Genomic DNA, 25,947 nt, shown 5'->3' with positions numbered 1-25,947 from the left:
CCCTTGCACATATGTTCTCTTTATGTTCTAATTCGGCATGGCTGCGGAAAAAGGACGAGGGGCAACCGAAAATGGCGTAAGCCGCCGGTTCAACCTCGCTGAACATATTACCGATGGGGATTGGCTCGACGCCATGCATCTGGTCGATGGCGCAACGCGCCGCCGCCGGACCGAAGTGACCGTCGAACACCCCCGCACGATCATCACCCGCAACAAATCGCCAGACATTTCCTTCAGCCAATCGATCAACGCTTATCGTGGTTGCGAGCATGGCTGCATCTATTGCTTCGCTCGACCCACGCACGCCTATCATGACCTGTCTCCCGGTCTGGATTTCGAGACCCGCCTGTTTGCGAAGCCGGATGCACCGCATCTGCTGAGGGCGGAACTGTCCAAACCGTCACATAGCGTCTCGCCCATCGCCATGGGAACGAACACCGATCCTTATCAACCCATCGAAAGAGATTGGAAGATAACCAGACAATGCATTGAAATATTGATGGAATGTCGTCACCCCTTGTTCATCACAACAAAGTCTGACCGGATTTTACGAGACCTCGACCTTCTCACCCAAATGGCAGGGGACGGCCTTGTCGCCGTCATGATATCCGTCACCACGCTCGACCCGAAGGTCGCCCGCACGCTTGAACCGCGCGCCGCTCACCCCCTCCGCCGGGTCGAAGCCATCCGGCAACTCGCGACGGCAGGCATACCCGTCGTCGCGAGCGTCTCCCCCATCATCCCCGCGATTACCGATCATGAAATCGAGGCCATAATCGAAACCGTCGCCGCGGCCGGCGCCCGCGACGCCACCTTCATCCCTGTCCGCCTACCCCATGAAGTCGCGCCGCTCTTTCGAGCATGGCTCCAGGAACATTATCCCGATCGATCGAAAAAGGTCATGCGCATCATTCATGAAATCAGGGGTGGCCGCGATAATGATCCAAACTTTGGCACGAGGATGCGAGGCCAAGGAGTATGGGCGGACCTGATCAGAGCCCGTTTTATAAAAGCCCGGAAGCGGGCCGGTTTCTCAGGAGAGCGTCTGGCTCTGCGAACCGACTTGTTCCGACCGCCGCTTGGCCCGCAGCTTCAACTCTTCTGATTATGCGGTAGCCGCGACCAACCTGAATCCAGACCGCCGGGTTCGCGCCCGATAGCCATCTGCCTTGGGTTCCATCCGTTCAAAGCTGTGGATTGCCAGTCCAGGGATCGAAGCGATCGCATCCACTTGATCAGCGCCGATAAGGTAATCATCGCCAAGGAACAGCCGCGCCGCCTTTTCTCCAGCAATCGGAGTTCGCAGGAATACCTCACTCCGACCGCCCTTGGCTTGCGACAGCACCTGTGCGAGCGCCTCGACGCCGACCGGATCCCGAGCATCGATAACCAGTTCCATGCGAGATGCGCTCGCAAGCTGATGAAACTGCTCGACGCCGCGAATGGTCACTCTGGGCGTCTCCTCCCCCGGCATGCGGTCCAGTTCAACCATCAACAGTGCACAATCGCCCTCCCGCGCCATGACCTCGATTGCCTTGCAGGCATCTTCTTCAAAACAGCTCGCCTGAAACTGCCCGCTGTTATCGGAGAAGGTCGCGGCGGCATACCGCGCGCCGCGCCGCGTTTCGCGCCAGCGCACATCCTCGACCATGGCGGCCATGACCGCATTGACGCGTCCGCCCTCTCCAACCGGCTCGGCACAGATCGCCCCATAGCTTTTCGCGCCCCGTGCTTCCGCCAGATGCCGGAAGCGATCGACGGGATGTGCGGAGAAGTAGAATCCGAACGCATCCTTTTCCTGCGCCATACGATCTGCCGTCGACCAGGTCTGGTGCGGTGGAATGCGCACGTCGGCATGAGGGGTTTCCACGTCGCCGAACAATCCGCCCTGGCCGCTTTCCCGCGCATCCGCGGCGCTGGCCGCCACACTCAGGATCGTATCCGCAGCCGCATGAACCCCTGCCCGGTCGGCGTGAATGCCGTCAAATGCACCTGCGGCGGCCAGGCTTTCCAGTTGTCGGCGGTTGAGCAGGCGTGGTTCGATCCGGTCGGCAAAATCGTCGAGCGACTTGAACGGGCCGCCTGCTTCACGCTCTGCGACAAGCTGCTCCATCGCCTTCTCGCCAACGCCTTTAAGGCCGCCAAGGGCATAGCGCACGGCGAAGCCCAAACGAGCGTCCTCTCCATCATACTCGACCGGTTCGACCGAAAAATCGGCAAGGCTGCGGTTGATGTCGGGTGCGAGGCAGGTAAGGCCCATACGCCGCATATCGTCAACAAACACCGTCAGCTTATCCGTCAAATGGATGTCGAACGCCATCGATGCGGCATAAAATTCAGCCGGGTAATGCGCCTTTAGCCACGCAGTCTGGTAGGCGAGCAAGGCATAGGCGGCGGCATGCGACTTGTTAAAGCCATAGCCGGCAAACTTGTCGATCAAATCGAACAGTTCATTTGCCTTGCTCGCCGGAATATCGCTCTTGGCACAGCCATCGACGAACCTTGCGCGTTGCGCGTCCATTTCCGCCTTGATCTTCTTGCCCATCGCGCGGCGGAGAAGGTCTGCATCGCCCAGAGAGTAGCCGGCCAATATCTGCGCGGCCTGCATCACCTGTTCCTGATAGACGAAAATTCCATACGTCTCTTCGAGGATCGGTTTCAGCAATATGTGAGGGTATTCGATGTCTTCCTGACCGTTCTTGCGGCGGCCGAACATCGGAATATTGTCCATCGGACCCGGACGATACAGTGACACGAGCGCGATGATGTCGCCGAAATTGGTCGGGCGAACGGCAGCAAGAGTTTTACGCATGCCTTCCGATTCCAACTGGAACACGCCGACCGTGTCGCCGCGCTGGAGCAGTTCGTAAACCGCCGCATCGTCCCAGCCCAGGCCATTGAGATCGATTTCCACGCCCCGGCCGGCAAGCAACTGCACCGCCTTCTGCAGGACGGACAAGGTTTTGAGACCGAGAAAGTCGAACTTCACCAACCCCGCGCCCTCGACATATTTCATGTCGAACTGCGTCACCGGCATGTCGGAGCGCGGATCCCGATATAGGGGTACAAGCTGCGATAGCGGTCTGTCACCGATCACCACGCCCGCAGCATGGGTCGAGCTGTGACGGGGAAAGCCTTCCAGCTTCATCGCATAGTCTATCAGCCGCTTTACCTGCGCGTCATTGTCATATTCCGCCCGGAATTCAGCGACACCGTTCAATGAGCGCTCAAGGGTCCAGGGATCTGTCGGGTGATTGGGGACCAGCTTGGCGAGACGATCGATCTGCCCATAACTCATCTGCAGGACGCGGCCCGTATCCTTGAGCACCGCGCGCGCCTTCAGCTTTCCGAAAGTGATGATCTGAGCAACATGATCGGCGCCGTATTTTTGCTGCACGTAACGGATAACCTCGCCCCGTCGCGTTTCGCAGAAGTCGATGTCGAAATCGGGCATCGACACGCGTTCTGGATTGAGAAAGCGTTCGAACAGAAGCCCCAGTTGAAGGGGATCAAGATCGGTGATGGTCAACGCCCAGGCGACAACCGAGCCCGCGCCGGAACCACGACCCGGTCCAACGGGGATGTCATGCTCTTTCGCCCATTTGATGAAGTCGGCGACGATCAGGAAATAGCCGGGGAAACCCATCTGTATGATGATGTCGGTCTCGAACTTTAGCCGATCGAAATAAGGCTGACGGGCATCTTCGCTCGTGATTTCCGCCTTGGCCAACCGCGCTTCGAGTCCCTCAACCGCCTGCTGACGCAACATCTTGGCCTCGCCTTCAATATCCCCGGCGAGACTCGGCAGGATCGGTTTGCGCTTTGGCGCGGCGACGGCGCAACGCTGTGCTACGACAAGCGTATTCGCCAGCGCCTCTGGCAGGTCGTCGAACAGGCGCCTCATCTCTGCGGCAGGCTTCATCCATGCGTCGGGAGAGCTGGTCCGGCGGTCTGGCGTTTCAACATAAGCCCCGTCCGCTATGCACAGCATCACATCATGCGCCTCATGAAAATGAGGCTCGGCAAAGCAAGTCGGATTGGTGGCAATCAGTGGCAAATCACGGCTGTAGGCGAGGTCCAGCAGATCGGCTTCTGCCTTACCCTCTATAGGGTCCAGCCTGCGGCAAATCTCCACATAGAGGCGGTCAGGAAAAAACGCCTCGAGCCTCCGGCCATAGTCTAGTGCGGCCTCCGGTTGATCCTCGGCGAACAGGCGTGCGAGCGCCCCCTCCGCACCGGCGGTTAAGGCGATCAGGCCGTCAGTACGCCCCTCCAGCATGTCGAACGTCACATGAGGCACTTCCTCGACAGGGCGATCGAGGTGAGCGCGCGAAACAAGCGCGCAGAGATTGTCATATCCCGCCTCATCCTGGGCATAGAGCGTAAGCCAATCATGGACAGGGGTCGCATTTGCTGGCCGTCCAGGTCGGAGAACGCCGACCATCGCCCCGATAATCGGCTGCACCCCTTCGCTCTTGCAGGCGTCCGAAAAGGCCATCGAACCATACAGGCCGTTGCGGTCGGTGATGGCTGCAGCCGGAAAGCCCAGAGCCCGCGCCTGCTTCGCAATCTTCTTGGGCTCGATCGCGCCTTCCAACATAGTGAAAGAGGAAAAAATGCGGAGAGGAACAAAACCGGCATGAGGCATGACGCAGTGATAGGCCGCACAAGCGATTCGATGCCAGCCCTTCCTTCCGAATGCTGTGGATAACCGCGGGTTAGGGCCGACGCTTTCATCTGGTTTCCGTCAGGACAGCTTTGGCGCTTCCTCCAGAAACCCTTCGTGGAGTCGCACGACCCGATCCATTTTTTCGGCAAGGCGCTCATTGTGGGTCGCCACAAGGGCCGCAGATCCCTCTTCCCGCACCAGCCTCAAAAATTCGGCCAGGACAATATCGGCGGTCCGTTCGTCAAGATTGCCCGTTGGCTCGTCGGCCAGGATGAGTGCGGGCCGGTTGGCCAGCGCCCGCGCCACTGCTACGCGTTGCTGCTCACCGCCGGAAAGTTGGCTAGGCCGGTGATCCAGCCGATGGCCAAGCCCAAGCGAAGTCAGCAGCGATTCCGCCCTCGCACGCGCTGATGGCATGTCCTTGTCCCGGATGACTTGCGGCAGAATGACATTCTCCGCTGCGTTGAAGTCTGCCAGCAGATGATGGAATTGATAGACGAAGCCCAAGGCGTCCCGGCGCAACCGGGTCCGACCATCATTGTCGAGCTTGGCGGCCTCCTCGCCATCAATCTGGATCGATCCATCAAAACCGCCCTCAAGCAGTCCAACCGCTTGAAGCAGGGTGGATTTGCCTGATCCCGACGGGCCGAGAAGAGCCACAATCTCCCCCTCGCCAACCGAAAGATCGACGCCGCGCAGAACCTGGATCGTGACGCCTCCTTGGGTGAAGCTGCGCGTCAGGCCGGTGACCTTGAGAATGTCATTCATAACGCAGCACCTGCACAGGATCGGTATTGGCAGCCTTGAAGGCGGGGTAGAGCGTCGCAAGGAAGCTGAATATCAGCGCCATGAGACAGATAATCGTGATTTCGACGGGGTCCGGCTTGGCTGGCAACTCGGTAAGAAAGCGGATCGACGGATCCCAGAGATTTTGGCCGGTGACGAACTGAATGGCATTCACCACGCTCTGCCGGAAAAAAAGGAAAGTGAAGCCGAGCACCATACCTGCCGCCATGCCGAGCGAGCCGATGGTGACGCCCACTGTCATGAATATCTTGACGAGGCCTACACGGCTTGCCCCCATCGTCCGCAATATCGCAATGTCGCGCGTCTTCGCCCGGACCAGCATGATAAGCGAGGAAAGGATATTGAACACGGCCACCAGAACGATGATCGACAGCACCACGAACATCGCGACGCGTTCGACTGCCAAGGCTTCAAAGAGCGATGCGTTCATCTGCCGCCAGTCGGTTACGACCGCGCGGCCAGCCACTTTCCCTGCCAGCGGTTGCAATATCGCGCCGACCCGGTCCGGATCGACCGTCTCCACCTCGATCATGCCGACGACGTCGCCCAACAGAAGCAAGGTTTGCGCGTCCTCCATCGGCATCACGACGAAGGCCTTGTCATAATCATACACGCCTACCTCGAAGATGGCCGCTACCTGATAGGAAACCTGACGAGGCATCGTGCCGAAGGGCGTAGACCGACCCGCCGGATTGATGATGGTTATGCTGTCGCCCAGCTGGATTCCGAGATTTTCCGCAAGCCGCGAGCCTATTCCGACTTTACTGCCGTTCGCGGTCAGCTCGTCCAGACTGCCGGCAAGCACCTTCGCCTTCAAAGTCGCGTTATTGCGAATATCCTTCACCATCATGCCGCGAACGAGGACGGCTTCAACCCGCCCCTGGAAACTGCCCAAGAGCGGCTGTTCGATCAGCGGCGTTGCACTGGTGACGCCCGGCGTCGCTTGCGCTTCCTTCAGGATGGATCGCCAATCTGGAAGTCGTCCGCCATAGCCCTGCACCACGGCATGGCCATTCAGCCCCACTATCTTGTCGAACAGTTCAGCCCGAAATCCATTCATGACGCTCATCACAATGATGAGCGCCGCGACACCAAGCATCACCGCGGCCAAGCTGATTCCTGCGACGAGAAAGATGAACCCTTCCCCCTTGCCGGGCAGCAGATAGCGCCTGGCGATCATGCGTTCGTAGCGAGATAAGATCATGATGGCGCGGATGGCCTTTTACGTGAGACTAGATCCTGCCCGTCTAGCAGGGTCTTCACCAACGGCAAGCGCTCCGCATTGTTGCACGACAGCCACAGGGCTGAAGGTAAAATCTGCCAGCACGGAAATAGCCCGTGACAGCGGCCTGCTGGAGCCATAGCAAAGACATCGAAGCACAGGTTAATGGCCGTGGTTCAGGGATACTGCATCCCACTTCGAGCTTAGGGGGCTAAGAAGTGGTCGAGGCAGGCCAAAGGGGGAGACGAGCAATCGTCCATCAGTGCCCGGATTGTGGAAACACGGTCCGGGCACTTTTGATTCTGTTATCTTTATCGCTCCAATCACCCACTTGAATCCCAAATCAGTCAAACCATATCCTCGATGCTCGGCCGCCATTTGGGGTCGAGCATCGTATCGCCGGACGCCTTTTGGGTTCGGCTTGTTCATTCTGCTCTGATGGAGATTATGACATGCGTGGTTTTGACCTTACCCCCTATCGCCGCTCGACCGTCGGCTTTGATCGGCTGTTCGACCTGATCGAAAATAATGCACGGTTGCAGCAAGGCGACAATTATCCGCCATTCAATATCGAGCGGCTTTCAGACGACCGCTATCGGGTCACTCTGGCCGTTGCCGGTTTCCGACCGGACGAAATCGATATTACCGCTCAGCAGAACCTGCTCCAGGTCATTGGGCGCAAGGACGATAGCGCCAGTTCCGACCGATCAAAGTTCCTGCACGTTGGCATCGCCAATCGCAGCTTTGAACGTCGTTTCGAACTGGCCGACTTCGTGCGAGTGGAGAAGGCCGACCTGGCAGACGGCCTGCTTACCGTCGATCTTGTTCGCGAGATCCCGGAAGCCATGAAGCCGAAGAAGATCGCGATCAATGGCGGTAAGCTTGTCGAGATCGGAAACGATCGAGACGCTGCATAAACGGCTGATATGAAAATGGGGCGCGGCTTGATGGTCGCGCCCCTATTTGCTGTCAGATTTCGACCTGGCTACCCAGCTCCACTACGCGGTTGGTTGGCAGGCGGAAAAATTCCATCGCGCTTTCCGCGTTACGCAGCATCCAGGCGAAAATCTTTTCCCGCCACAACGGCATCCCTGGATTGGCGGAGGGCAATAAAGTCTGCCGCGCCAGGAAGAAGCTGGTTTCCATCATCTTGAAGGCCTGGCCGCAGCCAGTCACGTTTTTGAGCGCGGCGGGAACGTCAGGCTCCTGCATGAAGCCATATTGCAGGATAAGGCGGAAGAAACCCATCCCCAAGTCCTCCAGCTTACATCGCCCCTCATCCTCCACCACCGGAACGTCCCGGATTTTTACGGTCAACAGAATGACGCGCTCATGCAGCACCTTATTGTGCTTGAGATTGTGGAGCAAAGCGTGCGGCACGCCATTTGAAGTGGAGGTCATGAACACCGCCGTCCCCGGCACGCGAACGGCGCTGTTGGCGGCGGAGGCGACAAAAACGGGTATCGGCATTGCAGCCTCACGCAGCCGATCCTGCACAAGCCGGCGCCCTCGTGACCATGTAGTCAGCAGGGTGAAAATTACGAAGCCAATCAGCAATGGGAACCAGCCACCGTCAGGAACTTTAGTCAAATTGGCGGCTAGATAGGCGCCATCGACGATAAAGAAGACGGCCAGCAAGGGCGCTGAATAATACCAGGGCCATTTCCACAAGCGATAGAGCAACACGGCCAAAAGCAGGTTGTCGATAAACATCGCCCCGGTTACCGCGATGCCGTAAGCAGCGGTAAGGTTGGATGATGTCTGGAACACCAATACCAGCAGGATCACCATCACCATCAGCCCCCAATTTATGAGGGGGATGTAGATCTGACCGGCAGTTGACGCACTGGTATGCGCGATGCGCAGACGGGGCATGAAGCCTAGCTGGATCGCCTGCTGCGTGACTGAAAAGGCGCCCGATATCACGGCTTGGCTAGCGATGATTGCCGCCATGGTCGCTAAACCTATCAGGGGCAACTGCGCCCATTGCGGCGCCAAATTATAAAAAGGGCTGTCAAGCGCTGCGGCGCCCTCACGGAACAATAAAGCTCCCTGACCCATGTAGTTCATCATTAGGGCGGGGAGCACGAAGCAAAGCCAGGACACGCGTATTGGATTACGGCCGAAATGCCCCATGTCAGCATAAAGCGCTTCAGCGCCGGTGACAGCCAGCACGACCGCACCCAAAGCAAGGAAAGCCGGCAGAGGGTCTGTTACGAAGAACATGACCGCCCAATAAGGATTGAAGGCGTAAAGGATACCGGGCGTCTGGGCGATGCTGATAACCCCGAGAGCTGCGATCGTGACAAAATAAGTCAGCATGATCGGTCCAAAGAGGGACGCTACACGGTTCGTCCCCCAGCCCTGTATCCAGAACAGGCCCAGAAGGATAATGACTGCCGCGGGCAAAATGACTGGCGCCAGATTTGGATTATAAACCGCCAGGCCTTCCACAGCGGACAAAACCGATACCGCCGGGGTGATCATCGAGTCGCCATAAAAGAGCGCAGTCGCGAAAACCCCCAACAATATGATCCCGCGAGACCAGCGCTGTGTCTTCGTCTGGCCGTTGATCAACGCAAGGAGCGCAAGACTTCCGCCTTCACCCTTGTTGTCAGCGCGCATGATGATGGTGACGTATTTGACCGTCACGACGAGCATCATCGACCAGAACATCAGGCTGATGACGCCCAGGATATGGTCGGGATCCAAGGCAAGGTGATGATGCCCCGCAAAGGTTTCGCGAAAAGCGTACAGAGGACTGGTGCCAATATCCCCGAATACGATCCCGACCGCGCCGACTACGAGCTTGAGAGTCGCCTTCTGGTTCGCATGACCACCCCCTTGGCCCGCTTCCTCATCGGTATGCGCCGCGCCGCCCGCCACGTGGTCAGTCATGAAGGAAAAGCCGAATGGTCATGATCGTCCGACACTTGAACCAAGGCAATCTGCAGGATTTCCCGCTCGCCCCCCGAAAGGGTCGCGCCCTATCATGCCTGTTTGAGCAGCGCAATTGATCCCACGCGGCCTCACGAAGCCGGCTGCGAACCTGAAGCCAGCATCGCGTCGATACGCGCGATGCTGAGTTCCAGTTCCGCTTTGATATCCGACCCCGCCGGCGCGCGCGCCGCCAAAGGGCCCCAAAGCTCTCTTGCCGCTTGCAACTGCCCTGCCCGCGCCAGTGCCAGACCGTAAAAATAGCTGGGCGCAGGCGCATCCGGATCAATCGACATGGCCCGCCGATAGGCAAAATCGGCGCCCGGCGACACGACGCCGTCGGCATGAGCAACCAGCGCATTGCCAAGGCCAAGCCAGAGGTTGGCATCGTCAGGGGACTGTTTCAGCCCAGCGAGCAGCACATTGGCTGCTTCCTTGGTCTTGCCTTGCCTTCCAAGCCCGTCGGAGAGCAGGAGCCACTGCCCTGCTTTTCCATAGCGCTCCGCCATGCCGCGACGCTGCTCGGCCAGTTGCTCATCAAACTGTCCAGCCTTGCCTGTTCCCGCCACTTTCGGCGCGCCGCCTAAAGCTGGATTTCCCTGCCAAGCATAGCCAGCAAGTCCCAGCAACAGCGCCGCCGCCGTGATTTCCCTGGCCGTGCGAGGAATACGGCCGAGGGCCACCAAACCCGTCATCAGTACAATCGCCAGTCCCCCTGCGATGATCCAGCCAGTCATTGCCGCCTTCTCCGTTTGATCCGACCGCGCAGCAGCAGCAGGCCGAGACCAATCAGCAACAACGGCGCGCCCCATAGAGGCCAAAGGACGGGGTCGGCAGTGGGTTCATAGCTCACCCAATCACCATAACGCTCGATCAACCAAGCCCGTATATGCTCCGGCTGCTCGCCAGCCATGATCCGTTCCCTGATCTGCGATCGCATGTCGCCCGCCATGCTTGCATTGCTGTCCGCGATCGACTGGCTCTGGCAGGTCAGACAACGGATTGTCTCCATCAGTGCTTTCGCCTTGCGCTCGAGCACAGGGTCGCTGATCTGCCGATCTGCATAGGGCGCTGGAGGCAAGGCGGACTGCGCCAATATGGGCGTGCTCAATATCAGAGCGAGGAAGGCGAGCAATGTCCTCATTGAGCGTCTTTCAGGCGCCGGAGGATAACAGGAACGTCATCGGCACGTATGTCGCCAATATGCTGATAGGCGATGCGTCCCTTACCATCGATAATGAATGTTTCCGGGACGCCCGACGAACCGATCGCAATCTGAACGCTGCTGCGCGCATCCAATCCAATGCGGGAATAGGGATTCCCATAACGCTGGAGAAAGCGATCGACATCTACCCTCGCATCGCGGATCGCGATGGCGTCGATTTCCACACCGGCGTCCTTCAACGCCATGAGTTGCGGCGCTTCGGCAGCACAAGGCACACACCAACTGGCGAAGATATTGAGCAGCCGGGGTTGACCCGTTGCCAACTCCTGACTCGCCAAGGGAGGCCGATCGCTTGCCGCTGCAGGCAGGGCGAAGGAAGGCAATGCCTTGCCGACCAGCTTTGACGTGATGACACGATCGTCGGGTTTGAGAAGTCCGCTGGCGAACAACGCGAAGAAGCCGACGAAAAGCCCTAAAGGTAGCCAGATCAGCAACTTCTTCATGCGGCGATCGCCCTTGCCCGCCATTTGAGAAGCCACCCTCTCCGCTCACGCCCCAACAATGCCAGCAAACCACCGAGCGCGATCAGAGCGCCGCCAAACCAAATCAAGGTGACGAATGGTTTCCACCAAACCCGCAACTGCCAGCGCCCGTCGTTGCCCTCCTGGCCCAGCACAACGTAAAGCTGGCCATTCCATCGCGTGAACAGGGCTGCTTCGGTCGTGGTCGTTGGCGGGGACGCGAAGAAACGTGACTGCGGATGCAGGATCACAGGGGAACCTCCGCCACGGCTTACTTCGATGTCAGCCTGTAACGCCGTCCAATTATCTCCTGCTACTGGCGCAATCTGTATCAGACGCAGCTTCCAATCGGCCGCTTCGACGATGTCGCCCGGCCGCACCGCCGCGAGTCTTTCAACGGTGAAGGCCGAATCGCACGCCATGCCCGCCAAGCTGACGGCGCACCCCAGATGGGCAATCACCATTCCCCAGGTGAAAAGCGGAGTACGTCGCAAATTGCGCTTCCACAGCGGGGCCACACTGGCAGCGCCAACAGCCAACGCAATGGTCAGCCCAAGGAAGGGAAGAACGCCTATCCGGCCCCAGGCGATTGTCGCAAGGGTCGCGGCCGCGACCAAAGCGATCACAGCCGGTACAGCCAAGCGAGGGGATACGTCCGCCAACCGGTCCCGGCGCCAGCGGGTGAGCGGCCCCACCGCCATGACTATCATCAGTATAAGGGCGATCGGGCCGGCGATCCTGTCGAAATATGGCGCACCCACCGAAACCTTGTAACCGAACGCCTCTGTCATCAGGGGATAGAGCGTGCCGATCAACACCAGGCCAAGAATAACCGACAACAGAAGATTATTGACCACCAGCATCGTTTCGCGGCTGACAAGCTCAAACGGCGCACCCTCACGGACAGCGCCCACCCGCCAGCCGAACAGTGCAAGCGCGCCGCCGATGTAGAGGCCCAGCAGCACAAGGATGAACGTGCCGCGTTCAGGGTCCACGGCAAACGCGTGAACGCTGGTCAATATACCGGAACGGACGAGGAAAGTACCGACCATCGACATGGAAAAGGCGATGACCGCCAACATGACCGTCCAGGCCCTCAGCGCATCACGAGTGGCAAGCACCGTCACGCTATGCAGCAGCGCAGTTGCAGCGAGCCACGGCATCAGTGAAGCGTTTTCCACTGGATCCCAGAACCACCAGCCGCCCCAGCCCAACTCATAATAAGCCCAATAACTGCCCGCAGTGATCCCGAGGGTCAGGAATATCCACGCCGCCAGGACCCAGGGACGCATCGCCCGCGCGAAAGCAGCGTCGACCTGCCGCGTCAGCAGCGCGCCCACGGCGAACGAGAAGGCGACCGAGAGGCCTACATAGCCCAGATAAAGCGTAGGCGGGTGGAAAGCGAGACCGGGGTCCTGGAGCAGCGGATTGAGCCCCTGCCCGTCCGCCGCCGCTGGATTGACACGGGCGAATGGATTGGAGGCGAACAACAAGAAAGCATAGAAACCCAGACTAATCGCCGCCTGCCCGCCTAGCGTCGCCATGTGCGTGTCGCGCCGCAGCGCTCGTTCGAACAAGGCGACCGCTGCGCCCGCGGCACCCATTACCGCAACCCACAGCAGCATCGAGCCTTCGTGATTGCCCCAGGTTCCGGCAAATTTGTAAAGCCATGGCTTCATGGAATGACTGTTGGTAGCAACCAACACCACCGACATATCCGACCGCATGAAGAGTGTGATCAGCGATATGAACGCGGCTGCGACCAGCAAACCCTGCGCAACCGCTACCGGGCGTACAGCGCCCAGCAGTTCGGACCTCTGCCCCGCGAGCCCGATTCCCACCAGCATCAATTGAAGCAGCGCCAGCGCGGCGGCAAGCCAAAGCGCGGCAAGTCCTGCCTCCGCGATCATGCCATATTCTCCTGGTTATTCCGCGTTTCAGCCAACTGCTTCATTTCACCGCTCGGCCTTCATCTCGCGCGTCTTTTCATCATAGCGCAAGCCTTCCAGTTCGCGGGGCATGTAGCGCTCGTCATGCTTGGCTAATAGATTCGTCGCGACGAAAGTGCCCATGGAATCGAACGCCCCTTCCGCCACCACGCCCGATCCTTCCTTGAACAGGTCTGGCGCAATGCCTTTGAAAACCGCCGGGACGGTCGCTTTTCCGTCAGTCACTTCGAAGTGGATCGTGACGCCATCAGCCGCGCGCGTCAGGCTTCCCCTGACCACCATGCCGCCCAGGCGAATAGCCTTGCCGGCCTCAAAGCCCTTGGCTCGAACGTCTGCGGGTGCGTAGAAATATGCAGCCTCGTCGCGCAACGCGGATGCTGCCAGTAAACCTGCGCCGATCAGCGCAAGAACAGCTACCAGCGCCAGGATCAGTCGTTGGTGCTTCGCCTTCATGACTTGTCCGACAATTTCTGCGCAGCCGTCTCCGCGCGTCGCATGGAACGCCAGCAGCCAAAGCAAAGCGCAGCCGTTCCCAAAAAGGTCAGCGCATAAGCACCGACGACATAGGCCCATTGGTTCATATTGTTATCCTCGCGCGAGCCGCTGCATGCGCGCTTCAACCTTGTTGCGCGCCAGGATCGTTCGCATCCGCATCAGGACGATAGCCGCGAACAGCAAGGAAAATCCCGTCAACGTCAAGCCGAGCGGCCAAAGCAGGGACCCGTCTATGCTGGATCCTCGCAAAGTGATGCTGGGGCCCTGATGCAGACTATTCCACCATACCACCGAACGATTGATGATCGGTATGTTGACCGCACCGACAAGCCCGAAAATAGCCGTGACCGGGCTAACCCCTCCTCGATCCTGGGTCGAGCTTGCATTTCCCAGCGCTACATAACCAAGATAGAGGAAAAAGAGCACCAGCATCGATGTCATCCGTCCATCCCATTCCCACCATGTTCCCCAGGTGGGTCGGCCCCATATCGATCCCGTAACGAGGCAAATGGCCGTAAACAGCGCTCCCGGTATTGCGATCGCGCGCCCGGCAACGGCGGCAAGCGGGTGTCGCCAGACCAATTGCATGAGCGCTGCGATTGCGATGCCCATCCAGCCTCCCATGCCAAGCCATGCCGCCGGCACATGAATGTAGAGAATCCGAACGGTCTCTCCCTGCAGATAATCAGCCGGCGTGACGAACAGGCCACAACCCGCCCCGACCAGAAGCAGAACAAGGCCCGGCCAGAAAAGCCAGGCGGTGAGCGGCCGCGCGATCTTCAAAAAGCGGGCGGGATTGGCGAAGCGATGCATTTGGAAAGGCTCTTTAGCTGCGCCCCGCCCGCAAAGCCAGCGCCGCTTTTCGCGCTAAATCACAGGAAAATCCTGTTGAACGAACATCTCAGCCGGCTTTTTTGTTACAGGCAGGCGACAAATCGTAATCGAAACACTATATGCGCGCAAAGCAGCCCTCTGAGGCGTACAGCATCGGCTATGGACCCGCTCGCACCCATGTTTACAACAAATCCGTTCGACGACGACAAGCTGCGTGAAGAATGCGGCATTTTCGGGGTCATTCAGGCCGAGACCGCTTCGGCGATCGTCGCTCTTGGCCTTCATGCGCTCCAGCACCGTGGACAGGAAGCGGCAGGCATCACCAGCTGGGACGGCCATGATTTCCACACCCATCGCGCAATGGGTCATGTCGCTGGAAATTTCGACCGCGACGAAGTGATTCGCGGGCTTCCCGGTAACTCTGCATGCGGCCATGTCCGCTATTCGACAACCGGTGAAACGTCTCTCCGCAACGTGCAGCCGCTTTATGCCGAACTTAACTCCGGCGGCTTTGCGATTGCGCACAATGGCAATATCTCGAACGCGATGAAGCTTCGCCGTGAGCTTATACGTCGCGGCTCCATATTCCAGTCCACGTCAGACACCGAGGTCATCATTCATCTGGTGGCGACATCGACATATCGGACGCTGCTCGACAAATTCATCGATGCCCTGAAGCAGATCGAAGGCGCCTATTCGCTGATCGTAACAACGCCAGAGGGCATGATCGCATGCCGCGACCCACTGGGCATCCGTCCCTTGGTCATGGGCCAGTTGGGAGAATCCACGATGTTTGCCTCCGAAACGGTGGCTTTCGATGTGGTGGGCGCAGAACATGTGCGTTCGATAGAACCTGGTGAACTGGTCATTGTGACGCATGATGGTCAGATTCGCAGCCATCGGCCTTTTGGCGAAGTTCATCCACGTCCCTGTATTTTCGAACATGTCTATTTCAGCCGCCCTGATTCGATAGTGGATGGCTCCAGCGTTTATTCCGTCCGCAAGGCAATCGGCGCCCAGTTGGCCGTCGAAAACCCGGTCGATGCGGATCTGGTCATTCCCGTACCGGACAGCGGCGTGCCCGCCGCGATCGGTTATGCTCAACAATCTGGTATCCCCTTTGAGCTAGGGATCATCCGGTCTCACTATATCGGCCGTACATTTATCCAGCCCGGCGACAAGGTTCGTCATCTCGGCGTGAAGCTCAAGCATAATGCCAACCGAGCGCTTATTAGTGGGAAGCGCGTCGTCCTGATCGACGATTCGATCGTGCGCGGAACGACCAGCCTCAAGATTGTCCAAATGATGCGCGAGGCCGGCGCCAAGGAAGTGCACATGCGGATCGCAAGCCCGCCTACCAAGCACAGTTGCTTCTACGGCGTGGACACCCCGGAACGCACCAAGTTGCTGGCACATCGCCTTGATGTTGGCGGGATGCAGGATTTCATTCACGCCGACAGCCTGTCCTTCATCTCGATCGACGGCCTTTACAAGGCGCTTGGAGAAGCGAAGCGCGCCGACATCCGACCGCAATATTGCGATGCGTGCTTCACCGGTGACTATCCCACGACGCTCACCGACCAGGATGATGTCGTCGTGCAAAACCAGCTCGAACTGCTGGCTGAACGCGTCGTCTAATTCCCGATTGATCAGGGCTGGCCGCTCGTCCTGAGCGGCCGCCGTCCCTTCTACCGAACGAGCCCTCTTGTTTTGGAAGGGCGAACAGGATCCCTTATGTCCAACCTTCCCCTCTCCGGTAAACTCGCCTTGGTAACCGGCGCCAGCCGAGGCATCGGCGCCGCTACTGCCGAAGCCTTGGGCGCTGCGGGCGCGCATGTCATCCTGACGGCCAGGACCGTGGGCGGTCTGGAGGAAGTCGAAGAACGGGTCCACAGTGCGGGCGGGAGCGCCACCATCGCCCCGCTGGACCTTATCGATGGCGAAAGCATCGGGCGGCTGGCGCAGGCGGTCTCAGGCCGTTGGCAGGCATTGGACGTCCTTGTCCTGAACGCGGCGACGCTCGGCAGCCTGGCGTCGGTGCCCGCGATCGATGCCAAGGAATTTGCCAGACTGCTGACACTGAATATCGCTGCCCCACAGGCACTGATCGCCGCATTCGATTCGATGCTGCGCGCCAGTGCAAGCGCGCGCGTGATCGCGGTAACATCGTCGGTCGCCACCGCCCCTCGGGCATATTGGGGCGCTTACGGCGCATCCAAGGCTGCTTTGGAAACGCTGGTCAGCGCTTATGGGGAGGAAGTGAAAAACATCTCGTCCATCCGCACCCATATAGTGGATCCGGGCGCAACCCGCACGGCAATGCGCGCGCGCGCCTTCCCCGGCGAAGATCCCGCGACGCTCAAGGATCCCAAAGTTGTTGGGCAGGCTATGGTCGATCTCATCCTGTCCGACCGACCCGATGGTTACCACCATAGGGTCGACTAGCCCCTATCTCGGCGGCTTGACCAGCGTCACTTGCGCGACGTTGATCGCGCCGCCCGAAAAGCCTCCCTCACAATACATGAGGTAGTAGCGCCAGAGCGCCACGAAATGCTGATCGAAAATTGATGGCAACAGCCCCCGATCGACGATCTCGTCAAACTGCACACGCCATCGCCGTAGTGTTTCCGCATAGTGCAGACCGAAATAACGGACATCCTGCCATTCCAGCCCCTGTGCGCGCGCCAATGCACGAAAGCGGCTCTCGGAAATCAACATGCCTCCCGGGAAGATATAGGTCTGGATAAAATCAGCCCCGCGAGCATATTTATCGAATATCCTATCGTCTATGAGGATATATTGTATGGCCGCCCGGCCGCCCGGCTTCAGTAGCCTTTCGATCGCGGCGATATACGCGGGCCAATATTTCAGACCCACAGCCTCAACCATCTCGACGCTTGCAATCGCGTCATATTGACCCTGCGCATCGCGATAGTCAGTCAGAAAGATATTCGCGCCGGCCCCAAGCCGCTCGCGCGCATAGGATGCCTGTTCTGCGGAAAGCGTCAGACCGTCATAGCGGATATGGCATCGCTGCATCGCCTGCTCGGCCAGCCCGCCCCAACCACAGCCGATTTCCAGCAGGCTGCTGCCGTCCTTTAGCTCCAACCGGTCCAATATCGCATCGACCTTTCGTTGCTGGGCGCTTTCCAGACTTTCCTTCCCATTAGACGGGTCGCAGAACAGCGCGCTGGAATAGTGCATGTTCTGATCAAGCCACAGGCTGTAGAAGTCATTCCCCAGATCATAATGATAGGCGATGTTGCGGCGCGACCCCCTACGGTCGTTTCGGCGCGCCCAATGGAAAAACCGCCCCAGCCACCGCTCCGGTCCGTTCGGCCTCGCAACATTGCCCAATGTGACCGCGTTCGCTGTGAAGAGCGCGAACAGCGGAACCGGGTCTGGACTGGTCCACTCCCCTGCCGCCCAAGCGCGATACCATCCAGCCGAACCACCGGCGACCAAGCGCAGCAAAGCGCGCCAACGCACCAACTCAACCTCACAGGCTGGACCAGCGGCGCGCCCGCCCAATATTCGAACGGTGCCATCGGGCAGGACAGCCTGGAGGCTACCCTTATCAAGGCCCGCGTCTATTCGATCCAGCAGGCGGTGAAACTGCGGGCCGATCAGCCGGGCAGCCCAACCGGCGGAGCGGGCAACCGCAGATCGCCGCACGGAACGCGCCCGAGGACGTCGGGGATCGATAGCGTTCACGCGCTCACCTCTGACCTCGATCTTTCATTCCGCCATCACCCCCTGCTTTGCTGGTATGCGGCCAACGCCCGCTCACGCGCCTCACGATGGCCAATGCGCTTTGGTGGATAGGCAGAAGGGCGCACATCATACGAGTCCGGGTCGTGGATCACCTTATCATCAAGATGCGCCAGTTCGGGCACCCATTGCCTGATATAGTCAGCGGCCTCGAATTTTGGAGACTGTGTAAGCGGCGCCATGATGCGTGAGAACATATTGGCATCGACACCACTTCCCGCCACCCACTGCCAGTTCACACTGTTATTGGCATAGTCCGCATCGACCAGTGTATCCCAGAACCATTGCGCGCCATGACGCCAATCGATCAGCAGATGCTTGATGAGGAAACTCGCCACGATCATGCGCACGCGGTTATGCATCCAACCGGTCGTCCAAAGCTGTCGCATCCCGGCATCGACGATCGGATAGCCGGTACGCCCCTTCTTCCATGCAATGAAATCCCCCTTCGCCTCACGCAAATCGCGCCACGGCATCTGGTCGAAAACGGATCGCGCATTTTTTGACCCATAAGCGGGCAACGCCCATATCTGGGTATGGGCATAGTCTCGCCAGATCAATTCCTTGAGAAAGGTTGTCGGATCGCCCGGCACTCCGCTAATCCGATGCCACACATAGGCCGGCGAAACTTCGCCGAAATGCAGATGCGGCGATAGTCGCGACGTGCCCTCTGCGGACGGCAGATTACGCGCTAAATCATAATCCCCTGCCTCGTCCAAAAATGATGACACGCGGTCGCGAGCCCCCGCCTCGCCTGGCATCCAATCGTTGGCGAACGCTTCAGCCCAGTTGGGACGGGAGGGAAGCAAATCCCATTCATCCAACGAATCGCTGTGGGGCCATCGAGAAGGCGAATCGATCCGCGACGGCGTCGGCGACGGCTTGGACGGTGGCATGTGAAGCATCGTCGCCCGCATGAATGGCGTATATATTTGATACAGGTCGCCGCCTGATGTGCGGACGCAGCCAGGCGGCAACAAAAGCCCCCCATCGTGAAGCTGAAGGTCAAGCCTCTGACCCACGGCCTTCTCGGCATTGCGCCACCAAGGTTCGTAGTGAGCGAGCGCATGTACCCGCTGACTGCAGGTCTCGCGGGCCAGTTGCTGCAACTCCTCCGCGCAATCGCCGCGTCGCAGGATTAGGCGGGATCCCCTTTCGCGAAGATTTTTGTCCAGTGATTTCAAACTATAGTGCAGCCACCAGCGCTGCGCGGCGCCCATCTTCCACTGGCGCGGGGCGTCATCGTCCAGAATATAGACGGGAATCACCGGCCCTTCACCTAACGCCGCCGCGAGGGCGGCCTGGTCGGACAAGCGAAGGTCCTGACGGAACCAGAGAATTACAGGATCGGCCATATGTCAGCCTTGCCACCGGTTGGTGATTGTTCCAATCCCCTCTCCCAATTCGACGCGAAAACCCGTCCGAACACAGCGGCATGCCCTTTCGCAGATGGACGCAGCTTCTTTCCCCAATTATCATTGCAGCGCACAAATTCGCCAGCCCTGAGGGCTCCGGCGAGAACAATGATCAGGGGACATCATGGCGTCAGTGCCAAATGATTCGGAGCTTGGGTATCGGCCGTGCGTCGGCGTGATGCTCGTCAATATGGATGGGAAGGTCTTTGTCGGCCAACGCATCGACAGTCAGATCGAAGCCTGGCAGATGCCACAGGGCGGTATCGACGACGGCGAGGAAGAGAAGGTTGCGGCCTTACGTGAACTGGGCGAAGAGACTGGCATCGGCCATCATCACGTCGAAATCATCGCAAAGGCGCGGGATGAGCACTTCTACGACCTGCCGCCCGAACTGATCGGGAAGCTTTGGGGCGGAAGATTTCGCGGCCAGCGCCAAGTGTGGTTCCTCGCCCGTTTTCTGGGAAGCGACGACGATATCAATATCGCTACGCATCATCCGGAATTTTCCGAATGGAAATGGATAAGCCCGGAAATGCTGCCTGATGTCATCGTACCATTCAAGCGGAAGCTGTACCGAGACATACTTCAGGAATTCCAGGCGCTGATCTGAATACGGCTCTCGGGGGTAGAGCGCGCGCGTTCCCTCTGGTAAGCTGCGAAGGATGAACGGCCTTTCGTCGTCAGACCTTGCGCTAATGGAATGCGCCGCATCCGCCCCGATGCTGGATCAGGTGCGGAGATGGGCTGCGGTGAACAGCGGATCCCGTAATCTTGCCGGATTGGCGACAGTGGCGGCCATGCTGGCCGACGCTTTCTCGGTGCTTCCTGGGGATGTGCGACTGATAGAGCCCGAAGAAGTTGCCGCCATCAATTCAGAGGGGAAGCCAGAGCTTCTGCCGCATGGGAAGCACCTGCTGCTGTCGGTACGACGCGATGCTCCTGTCCGGCTGCTTCTCACCGGCCATATGGATACGGTCTTCCCATTCGATCATGCCTTTCAAACGGTGCGGTGGATCGACGACGGCACATTGAATGGCCCCGGGGTTGCCGACATGAAAGGGGGTCTTGCGGTCATGCTGGCTGCATTACAGGCCGCTGAGACGTCACCAACTTTCGCACTTGTCGGCTATGATGTAGTTATCAATAGTGACGAAGAATTGGGCAGCGCTTCCTCGGCCCGGCTGATTGCCGAAACTGCGCGCGGCAAGATCGCGGCACTTACCTACGAGCCTGCTCTTCCGGATGGTACATTGGCTGGGGCACGGGCGGGTAGCGGCAATTTCTCCATCGTCGTGACAGGGCGTAGCGCTCATGCGGGGCGCAATCCTGATGACGGCCGGAATGCCCTGGTGGCTGCGGCAGACATCGCCCTGCGATTAAAGGCTGGCGGCGGTCCGGGGCTGGCCTGCAATCCAGCCCGGATAGATGGTGGCGGCCCCAATAACGTCGTGCCCGACAAGGCCATATTACGCGTCAACTTCCGGCCCCAAACGACAAGCGCCGAGGAACTGGCACATCAACTCATCAGGCGATCGGTCGCAGATGTGTCACGACTTCATGATGTCAAGGTGACCGTGCATGGCGGCTTTGGCCGCCCCCCCAAACCCATGGATGCCAACGCCTTGCCTCTTTTCAACCTTGTCAAACAATGCGGCGCGGACTTGGGCCTGCCGATCGAATGGCGCGATACAGGAGGCGTATGCGATGGAAATAACATCGCGGCGTGCGGCGTGCCCGTCGTGGACACGATGGGCGTACGCGGCGGCGCCATTCACAGCGACGGCGAATATCTGATGGTCGAGAGCCTTGCAGAACGGGCCCAGCTTTCTGCGCTCACGATGCTGCGTATCGCTCAGGGCCGATTGTGAGGGAGACCAGGCTTGAATTTCGTGATGCGCACAGCGCGCCCGGATGATCTGCAAAGCCTGTATGAGCTGGCGAAATTGACAGGAGGCGGCTTCACCAATCTTCCGGCAGATCGGCAGGCGCTGGAGCAGAAGCTGGAAAGGACTGAGCGTGCCCTTTCGCGGCAATCGGAGGGCATTGAGGACGAATTGATCCTCCTCGTGCTGGAGAATTGCGAAACCGATCAGGTCCGGGGAACCTGCCAGATATTCAGTAAAGTCGGGCAAAACTGGCCCTTTTATTCCTACCGCCTGGGCGTATTGACCCAGCATAGCCGGGAATTATCGCGCACCTTTCGGGCGGAAATGCTCTCGCTGGTCACGGACCTGGAGGGTTCTACCGAAGTCGGCGGCCTATTCCTGCACCCGCGAGAACGCGCCGAGGGGTTGGGCCTGCTGCTCGCCCGCAGCCGCTATCTCTACATCCGCAACCATCGCGCGCGATTCGGGGATCAGGTGATCGCCGAATTGCGCGGCGTGATCGATGAGGCGGGAGGCTCCCCCTTCTGGGATGGGCTTGCAGGGCGGTTCTTTGGAATGAGTTTCCAGGAGGCCGACGATTTCAATGCCATTCATGGCAACCAATTCATCGCAGACCTGATGCCCAAGACGCCGATCTACACCGCCATGCTGAACGACAGTGCCCGGGCGGTGATCGGACTGCCTCACCCCAACGGGCGAGCGGCGATGCGGATGCTGGAAACCGAAGGGTTCACAAATCCCGGCTACATAGACATTTTTGATGGCGGCCCAACCATGATCGGCCAGATCAACTCGCTACAAACCGTGGCTCATGCGCAGGACGTCACATTGGCGGGCATCCATGAGAGCGGTGGAGAGAAGCAGCTTGTCGCGACTGGGCGGCTGGCAAACTATCGCTGCACTTATGGCTTTGTCCGCACGAAGGAGGCTGGATCGGTATCCCTCGACAGGGCAAGCGCCCAGCGCCTTCAGATGGAACCGGGCCAGCAATTTGCGATGGTGGCGCGGGCATGACCGTTCGCGAGATTAATTTCGACGGGCTGATCGGCCCCAGTCACAATTACGCTGGGCTGAGCCTTGGCAACTTGGCCTCTGCTCGCAACGCGGGGACCGTATCTCATCCACGCGCAGCCGCCCTGCAGGGCATCGAGAAGATGCGCACGAACCTGCAGCTCGGCATTCCCCAAGGCATCTTCCTCCCTCAATGGCGTCCCGATGGCCGCTGGCTAAGCGCTCTTGGGACCAATATCAGCGACGCGGAACCTGCTATCCGCGCGGCGGCAATGTCTGCCTCCTCGATGTGGGCTGCCAATGCCGCGACAGTCTCGCCCGCTGCCGATGCATCAGATGGCCGCACGCATCTGACAGTAGCCAACCTCGTCACCATGCCCCATCGCAGCCACGAATGGCCGCAGACGCTTGCGCAGTTGAAGATAGCCTTTTCCGATCGAGACGCTTTCGTCATTCATCCGCCCGTTCCTGCGCCGTTCGGCGACGAAGGCGCTGCCAACCATATGCGGTTATCTGAAAATCATGCGTGTCGCGGCGTCGAGATATTCGCCTATGGCCAGTCTGGAGGGCCTTTTCCCGCGCGGCAACATCTCGAGGCGAGCAAGGCAATCGCACGGTTGCACTGCCTGGATCCCGCCCGAACGCTATTCGCCATGCAGTCGGAAGAGGCGATCGCCGCTGGAGCCTTTCACAATGATGTCGTCGCGGTCGCCAATGAAAATGTGCTTTTTGCGCATGAGAAGGCTTTTGCAGATAAGGAGCGCCTCTATACGGACCTGCAAGCCTTGCTGCCGTCGATACAGATTATTGAAGTGCCGGACAGGTCCGTGAGCCTAGCCGACGCCATCCGTAGCTATCTTTTCAACGCGCAACTGGTGACGCTGGCCGAAGGTGGCATGGCGCTCATCCTGCCAACCGAAGCAAGAAATATAGCGAGCGTGTGGGACTGGCTGGAACAAATGACTTCCAGCAATGGTCCAATCCGGCGGCTCATTACGGTCGATATACGGCAATCGATGGCAAATGGTGGAGGCCCCGCGTGTCTGCGATTGCGGGTCGTGGCCGACCCCGCGAACATAGACCCTCGGTTTCTGGTGAATGAAGCCAAGCTTGATGACATCGCCGATATTGTAAGCCGCTATTGGCCCGAAGAGATCACGCCTGGTGAACTGGCAGATACCCGTCTGATTGCCCAGATCGAACAATCGTGGTTAACCCTTGTTGACCATTTGCAGCTTTCAGGCGACTTAATTCCCTAGAGCAAATCGCTGCTCGGGTGGGACCAATGGAACGGATCAAACGCCTTTTCACGATCAAGACGAAATTCGAGGCATTTCTGGTCATCTATGCGCTTGCCCTTGGCGCCGCTGAGCGTGGCGTAGTCTATATGCAGCAATATCCCGGGACTGGCGGACAAATTCTGGCGCTGGCCTGCACCGGAGCCGTATTCATGGCAGGCGGCAAAATACTGGACGCGGTGGACCTGCAACGTCATCTGACCGGCTGAGCCTTGGTTCCCAGCAGGACAGCCGATTGACCTGCGCCCAAAGGCCATGCAGGAGCCGCGCAATGGCTGCAATCATGCTTCAGGGAACAGGGTCCGACGTCGGAAAATCGGTGCTGGTTGCCGGCCTGTGTCGTGCGCTGGTTCGTCGCGGATATCGCGTGCGTCCCTTCAAGCCGCAAAATATGTCGAACAATGCAGCCGTCACCATCGACGGCGGCGAGATCGGTCGCGCACAGGCCTTGCAGGCGCTGGCAGCAGGCGCGGAACCGCATAGCGATATGAACCCGGTGTTGTTGAAGCCGCAGGCTGACCGGACTTCACAGCTCGTCGTACATGGGCAGGTCCGCGGTTCGCTGCACGCGGGCAACTTTCGCACGGCACGCAGGCAATTGCTCGACGCCGTTATCGAAAGCTACGGGCGCTTGCGGCAGCAATGCGACATTGTTGTCGTCGAAGGTGCGGGATCTCCAGCTGAAATCAATCTGCGGGCTGGTGACATCGCGAATATGGGCTTCGCACGGGCCGCTGATGTACCAGTGATACTGGTGGGGGACATAGACAGGGGCGGCGTCATTGCCGCGATCGCGGGCACCAAGGCTGTCATCGACCCCGCTGACGCCGCCATGATCCATGGATTTTTGATCAACAAGTTCCGCGGCGACCCGGCCTTGTTCGAAGATGGCTACCGCCAGATCGAACAGTTGTCGGGATGGCGCGGCCTGGGCGTTATCCCCTGGCTGGACGCGACGGCCCGATTGCCGAGTGAAGACGCCGTGGTGCTGGAACGCCGGCCCAGCAGAAGCGGCGAACGCCTGATAATCGCCTGCCCGATTTTGCCTCGCATTTCCAATTTCGACGATCTGGACCCCTTCAAGCTGGAGCCAGCGATAGACCTCGTCATGGTACCACCCGGACGCCCTATACCCGCGGAGGCCAGCCTGATCATATTGCCTGGGTCGAAGGCGACCATAGCTGATCTATGCGCTCTAAGGCGGGAGGGATGGGACATCGACATTTTGGCCCATCATCGTCGCGGAAAGCCTGTTTTCGGTATATGCGGGGGCTATCAGATGCTTGGACGCAGCATCGCCGACCCGGATGGGATCGAGGGTCCGCCGGGAACCATCGAGGGTCTCGGACTCCTAGATGTGGAGACTCGACTCACCCGGGCCAAATCCTTGGAGAGCGTGAGCGGTTCGGCTCATGGGCAAGGCTTTGGCGGATATGAAATGCATGTGGGGATCACCGCAGGCGCGGATTGCGCTCGGCCGTTCGCGGAACTAGCGGACGGTCGCGTTGATGGAGCAGTCAGCGCAGACGGACGGAGTTCAGGGACCTATGTCCACGGACTATTCGCCAGCGCCAAGCTGCGCGCGGCGATGATCGCAACAATCGGAGGGCAGTCCACAGGACAGGATTATAATCTCTCCGTCAATCGTGCACTCGACGAGATCGCGGCGCAGTTGGAACAACATGCCGATATAGACGCAATATTAGCTATCGCTAACAACCACTAAGCATCATGGATCTGGCATTTTCCGCATCCCCGTGCCTACCTCATGGGAATTTTGGAGGATCGAACCAAGAGTGGCGAAACCTTACTCAAGGGAGCGGGAAGGAAAAGGCTGTGCCATCGCAGTGCCCGCCCCGGCACAGGGCATAGCTCAACACCATTGAGCGCCAGATCGCCGGTTGGAATGTCAATCAAAACGCCAACAACTGCGGGACAATTGAAACCGACCTGCGGCAGACCGAAGC

General features: G+C 59.1%; 23 protein-coding genes. 10 read left to right on the top strand and 13 right to left on the bottom strand.

From position 1 onward, the window contains the following. Nucleotides 1–37: 37 nt before the first annotated feature. A complete protein-coding gene (locus tag B6S01_RS01310; RefSeq protein ID WP_037468595.1) occupies nucleotides 38–1,105 on the top strand; it encodes a PA0069 family radical SAM protein in 1,068 nt (355 codons plus the stop codon). On the opposite strand, the gene dnaE is transcribed toward B6S01_RS01310, so the two are convergent. The 3 genes from dnaE to B6S01_RS01295 all read right to left on the bottom strand — a co-directional run bounded on the left by dnaE (nucleotide 1,106) and on the right by B6S01_RS01295 (nucleotide 6,680). After that, complete coding sequence (dnaE, locus tag B6S01_RS01305; protein ID WP_037468593.1) at nucleotides 1,106–4,648, bottom strand: DNA polymerase III subunit alpha; 3,543 nt, start codon at nucleotides 4,646–4,648, stop codon at nucleotides 1,106–1,108. It lies immediately after the preceding gene. A gap of 99 nt (nucleotides 4,649–4,747) precedes the next feature. Continuing rightward, entirely contained in the window at nucleotides 4,748–5,437 is a 690-nt protein-coding gene (locus B6S01_RS01300; protein WP_037468591.1) for an ABC transporter ATP-binding protein, read from the bottom strand. Then, entirely contained in the window at nucleotides 5,430–6,680 is a 1,251-nt protein-coding gene (locus tag B6S01_RS01295; protein ID WP_037468590.1) for a lipoprotein-releasing ABC transporter permease subunit, read from the bottom strand. Before B6S01_RS01295 ends, B6S01_RS01300 begins: the two co-directional genes overlap by 8 nt. A 470-nt stretch (nucleotides 6,681–7,150) precedes the next feature. Here B6S01_RS01295 and B6S01_RS01290 point away from each other — a divergent pair, with 470 nt between their 5' ends. Then, nucleotides 7,151–7,615 (top strand): Hsp20 family protein, encoded by a 465-nt coding sequence (locus B6S01_RS01290; protein WP_037468589.1) that lies wholly within the window; start codon nucleotides 7,151–7,153, stop codon nucleotides 7,613–7,615. 52 nt (nucleotides 7,616–7,667) lie between these two features. On the opposite strand, the gene B6S01_RS01285 is transcribed toward B6S01_RS01290, so the two are convergent. From B6S01_RS01285 to ccmC, 8 genes are all read right to left on the bottom strand, one after another. Next, nucleotides 7,668–9,596: a potassium transporter Kup gene (locus tag B6S01_RS01285; protein WP_037468588.1), complete on the bottom strand. Its 1,929-nt coding sequence runs from the start codon at nucleotides 9,594–9,596 to the stop codon at nucleotides 7,668–7,670. Nucleotides 9,597–9,727: 131 nt separating this feature from the next. After that, the gene (locus B6S01_RS01280) at nucleotides 9,728–10,372 is read right to left on the bottom strand and encodes a tetratricopeptide repeat protein (protein ID WP_037468586.1); all 645 of its coding nucleotides are present in this window, start codon (nucleotides 10,370–10,372) and stop codon (nucleotides 9,728–9,730) included. Continuing rightward, a complete protein-coding gene (locus B6S01_RS01275; RefSeq protein ID WP_037468584.1) occupies nucleotides 10,369–10,779 on the bottom strand; it encodes a cytochrome c-type biogenesis protein in 411 nt (136 codons plus the stop codon). Before B6S01_RS01275 ends, B6S01_RS01280 begins: the two co-directional genes overlap by 4 nt. Further along, complete coding sequence (locus B6S01_RS01270; RefSeq protein WP_174525911.1) at nucleotides 10,776–11,303, bottom strand: redoxin family protein; 528 nt, start codon at nucleotides 11,301–11,303, stop codon at nucleotides 10,776–10,778. The genes B6S01_RS01275 and B6S01_RS01270 overlap by 4 nt, the downstream gene beginning before the upstream one ends. Further along, a complete protein-coding gene (locus B6S01_RS01265) occupies nucleotides 11,300–13,231 on the bottom strand; it encodes a heme lyase CcmF/NrfE family subunit (protein WP_037468582.1) in 1,932 nt (643 codons plus the stop codon). Before B6S01_RS01265 ends, B6S01_RS01270 begins: the two co-directional genes overlap by 4 nt. A gap of 45 nt (nucleotides 13,232–13,276) precedes the next feature. Continuing rightward, entirely contained in the window at nucleotides 13,277–13,723 is a 447-nt protein-coding gene (ccmE, locus tag B6S01_RS01260; protein ID WP_037468580.1) for a cytochrome c maturation protein CcmE, read from the bottom strand. Further along, nucleotides 13,720–13,851: a heme exporter protein CcmD gene (locus B6S01_RS20930; RefSeq protein WP_156103407.1), complete on the bottom strand. Its 132-nt coding sequence runs from the start codon at nucleotides 13,849–13,851 to the stop codon at nucleotides 13,720–13,722. The genes ccmE and B6S01_RS20930 overlap by 4 nt, the downstream gene beginning before the upstream one ends. Before the next feature lie 4 nt (nucleotides 13,852–13,855). Then, complete coding sequence (gene ccmC, locus B6S01_RS01255) at nucleotides 13,856–14,578, bottom strand: heme ABC transporter permease CcmC (RefSeq protein ID WP_037468577.1); 723 nt, start codon at nucleotides 14,576–14,578, stop codon at nucleotides 13,856–13,858. A 180-nt stretch (nucleotides 14,579–14,758) separates the two neighbouring features. Here ccmC and purF point away from each other — a divergent pair, with 180 nt between their 5' ends. Then, the gene (purF, locus tag B6S01_RS01250; protein WP_037468576.1) at nucleotides 14,759–16,237 is read left to right on the top strand and encodes an amidophosphoribosyltransferase; all 1,479 of its coding nucleotides are present in this window, start codon (nucleotides 14,759–14,761) and stop codon (nucleotides 16,235–16,237) included. A 96-nt stretch (nucleotides 16,238–16,333) separates the two neighbouring features. After that, on the top strand, nucleotides 16,334–17,044 hold the full coding sequence (locus B6S01_RS01245; RefSeq protein WP_037468575.1) for an SDR family NAD(P)-dependent oxidoreductase: 711 nt from the start codon (nucleotides 16,334–16,336) through the stop codon (nucleotides 17,042–17,044). A gap of 3 nt (nucleotides 17,045–17,047) precedes the next feature. On the opposite strand, the gene B6S01_RS01240 is transcribed toward B6S01_RS01245, so the two are convergent. After that, entirely contained in the window at nucleotides 17,048–18,313 is a 1,266-nt protein-coding gene (locus B6S01_RS01240; RefSeq protein WP_037468574.1) for an SAM-dependent methyltransferase, read from the bottom strand. A gap of 35 nt (nucleotides 18,314–18,348) precedes the next feature. Next, complete coding sequence (locus B6S01_RS01235) at nucleotides 18,349–19,725, bottom strand: cryptochrome/photolyase family protein (RefSeq protein WP_037468573.1); 1,377 nt, start codon at nucleotides 19,723–19,725, stop codon at nucleotides 18,349–18,351. 184 nt (nucleotides 19,726–19,909) lie between these two features. Here B6S01_RS01235 and B6S01_RS01230 point away from each other — a divergent pair, with 184 nt between their 5' ends. The 6 genes from B6S01_RS01230 (at nucleotide 19,910) to B6S01_RS01205 (ending at nucleotide 25,706) form a co-directional block, all read left to right on the top strand. Continuing rightward, on the top strand, nucleotides 19,910–20,395 hold the full coding sequence (locus B6S01_RS01230) for an RNA pyrophosphohydrolase (protein ID WP_037468572.1): 486 nt from the start codon (nucleotides 19,910–19,912) through the stop codon (nucleotides 20,393–20,395). Between the two features lie 52 nt (nucleotides 20,396–20,447). Then, nucleotides 20,448–21,653 carry a hydrolase gene (locus tag B6S01_RS01225; protein WP_037468570.1) on the top strand — a complete coding sequence of 402 codons (1,206 nt, stop codon included), beginning with the start codon at nucleotides 20,448–20,450 and terminating at the stop codon, nucleotides 21,651–21,653. A gap of 12 nt (nucleotides 21,654–21,665) precedes the next feature. Further along, nucleotides 21,666–22,685: an arginine N-succinyltransferase gene (locus tag B6S01_RS01220; protein WP_037468569.1), complete on the top strand. Its 1,020-nt coding sequence runs from the start codon at nucleotides 21,666–21,668 to the stop codon at nucleotides 22,683–22,685. Next, nucleotides 22,682–23,941 carry an N-succinylarginine dihydrolase gene (locus B6S01_RS01215; protein ID WP_037468567.1) on the top strand — a complete coding sequence of 420 codons (1,260 nt, stop codon included), beginning with the start codon at nucleotides 22,682–22,684 and terminating at the stop codon, nucleotides 23,939–23,941. The genes B6S01_RS01220 and B6S01_RS01215 overlap by 4 nt, the downstream gene beginning before the upstream one ends. A gap of 26 nt (nucleotides 23,942–23,967) precedes the next feature. Continuing rightward, complete coding sequence (locus tag B6S01_RS01210; protein WP_037468565.1) at nucleotides 23,968–24,189, top strand: hypothetical protein; 222 nt, start codon at nucleotides 23,968–23,970, stop codon at nucleotides 24,187–24,189. 62 nt (nucleotides 24,190–24,251) lie between these two features. Beyond that, a complete protein-coding gene (locus tag B6S01_RS01205; RefSeq protein ID WP_037468563.1) occupies nucleotides 24,252–25,706 on the top strand; it encodes a cobyric acid synthase in 1,455 nt (484 codons plus the stop codon). Nucleotides 25,707–25,947 lie beyond the last annotated feature (241 nt).

The sequence above is a fragment of the Sphingobium herbicidovorans genome (genome assembly GCF_002080435.1).
Taxonomy (GTDB): domain Bacteria; phylum Pseudomonadota; class Alphaproteobacteria; order Sphingomonadales; family Sphingomonadaceae; genus Sphingobium; species Sphingobium herbicidovorans.
Note: the sequence above shows the minus strand (reverse complement) of the source record. Positions and strands in the feature narration are given on the sequence as shown.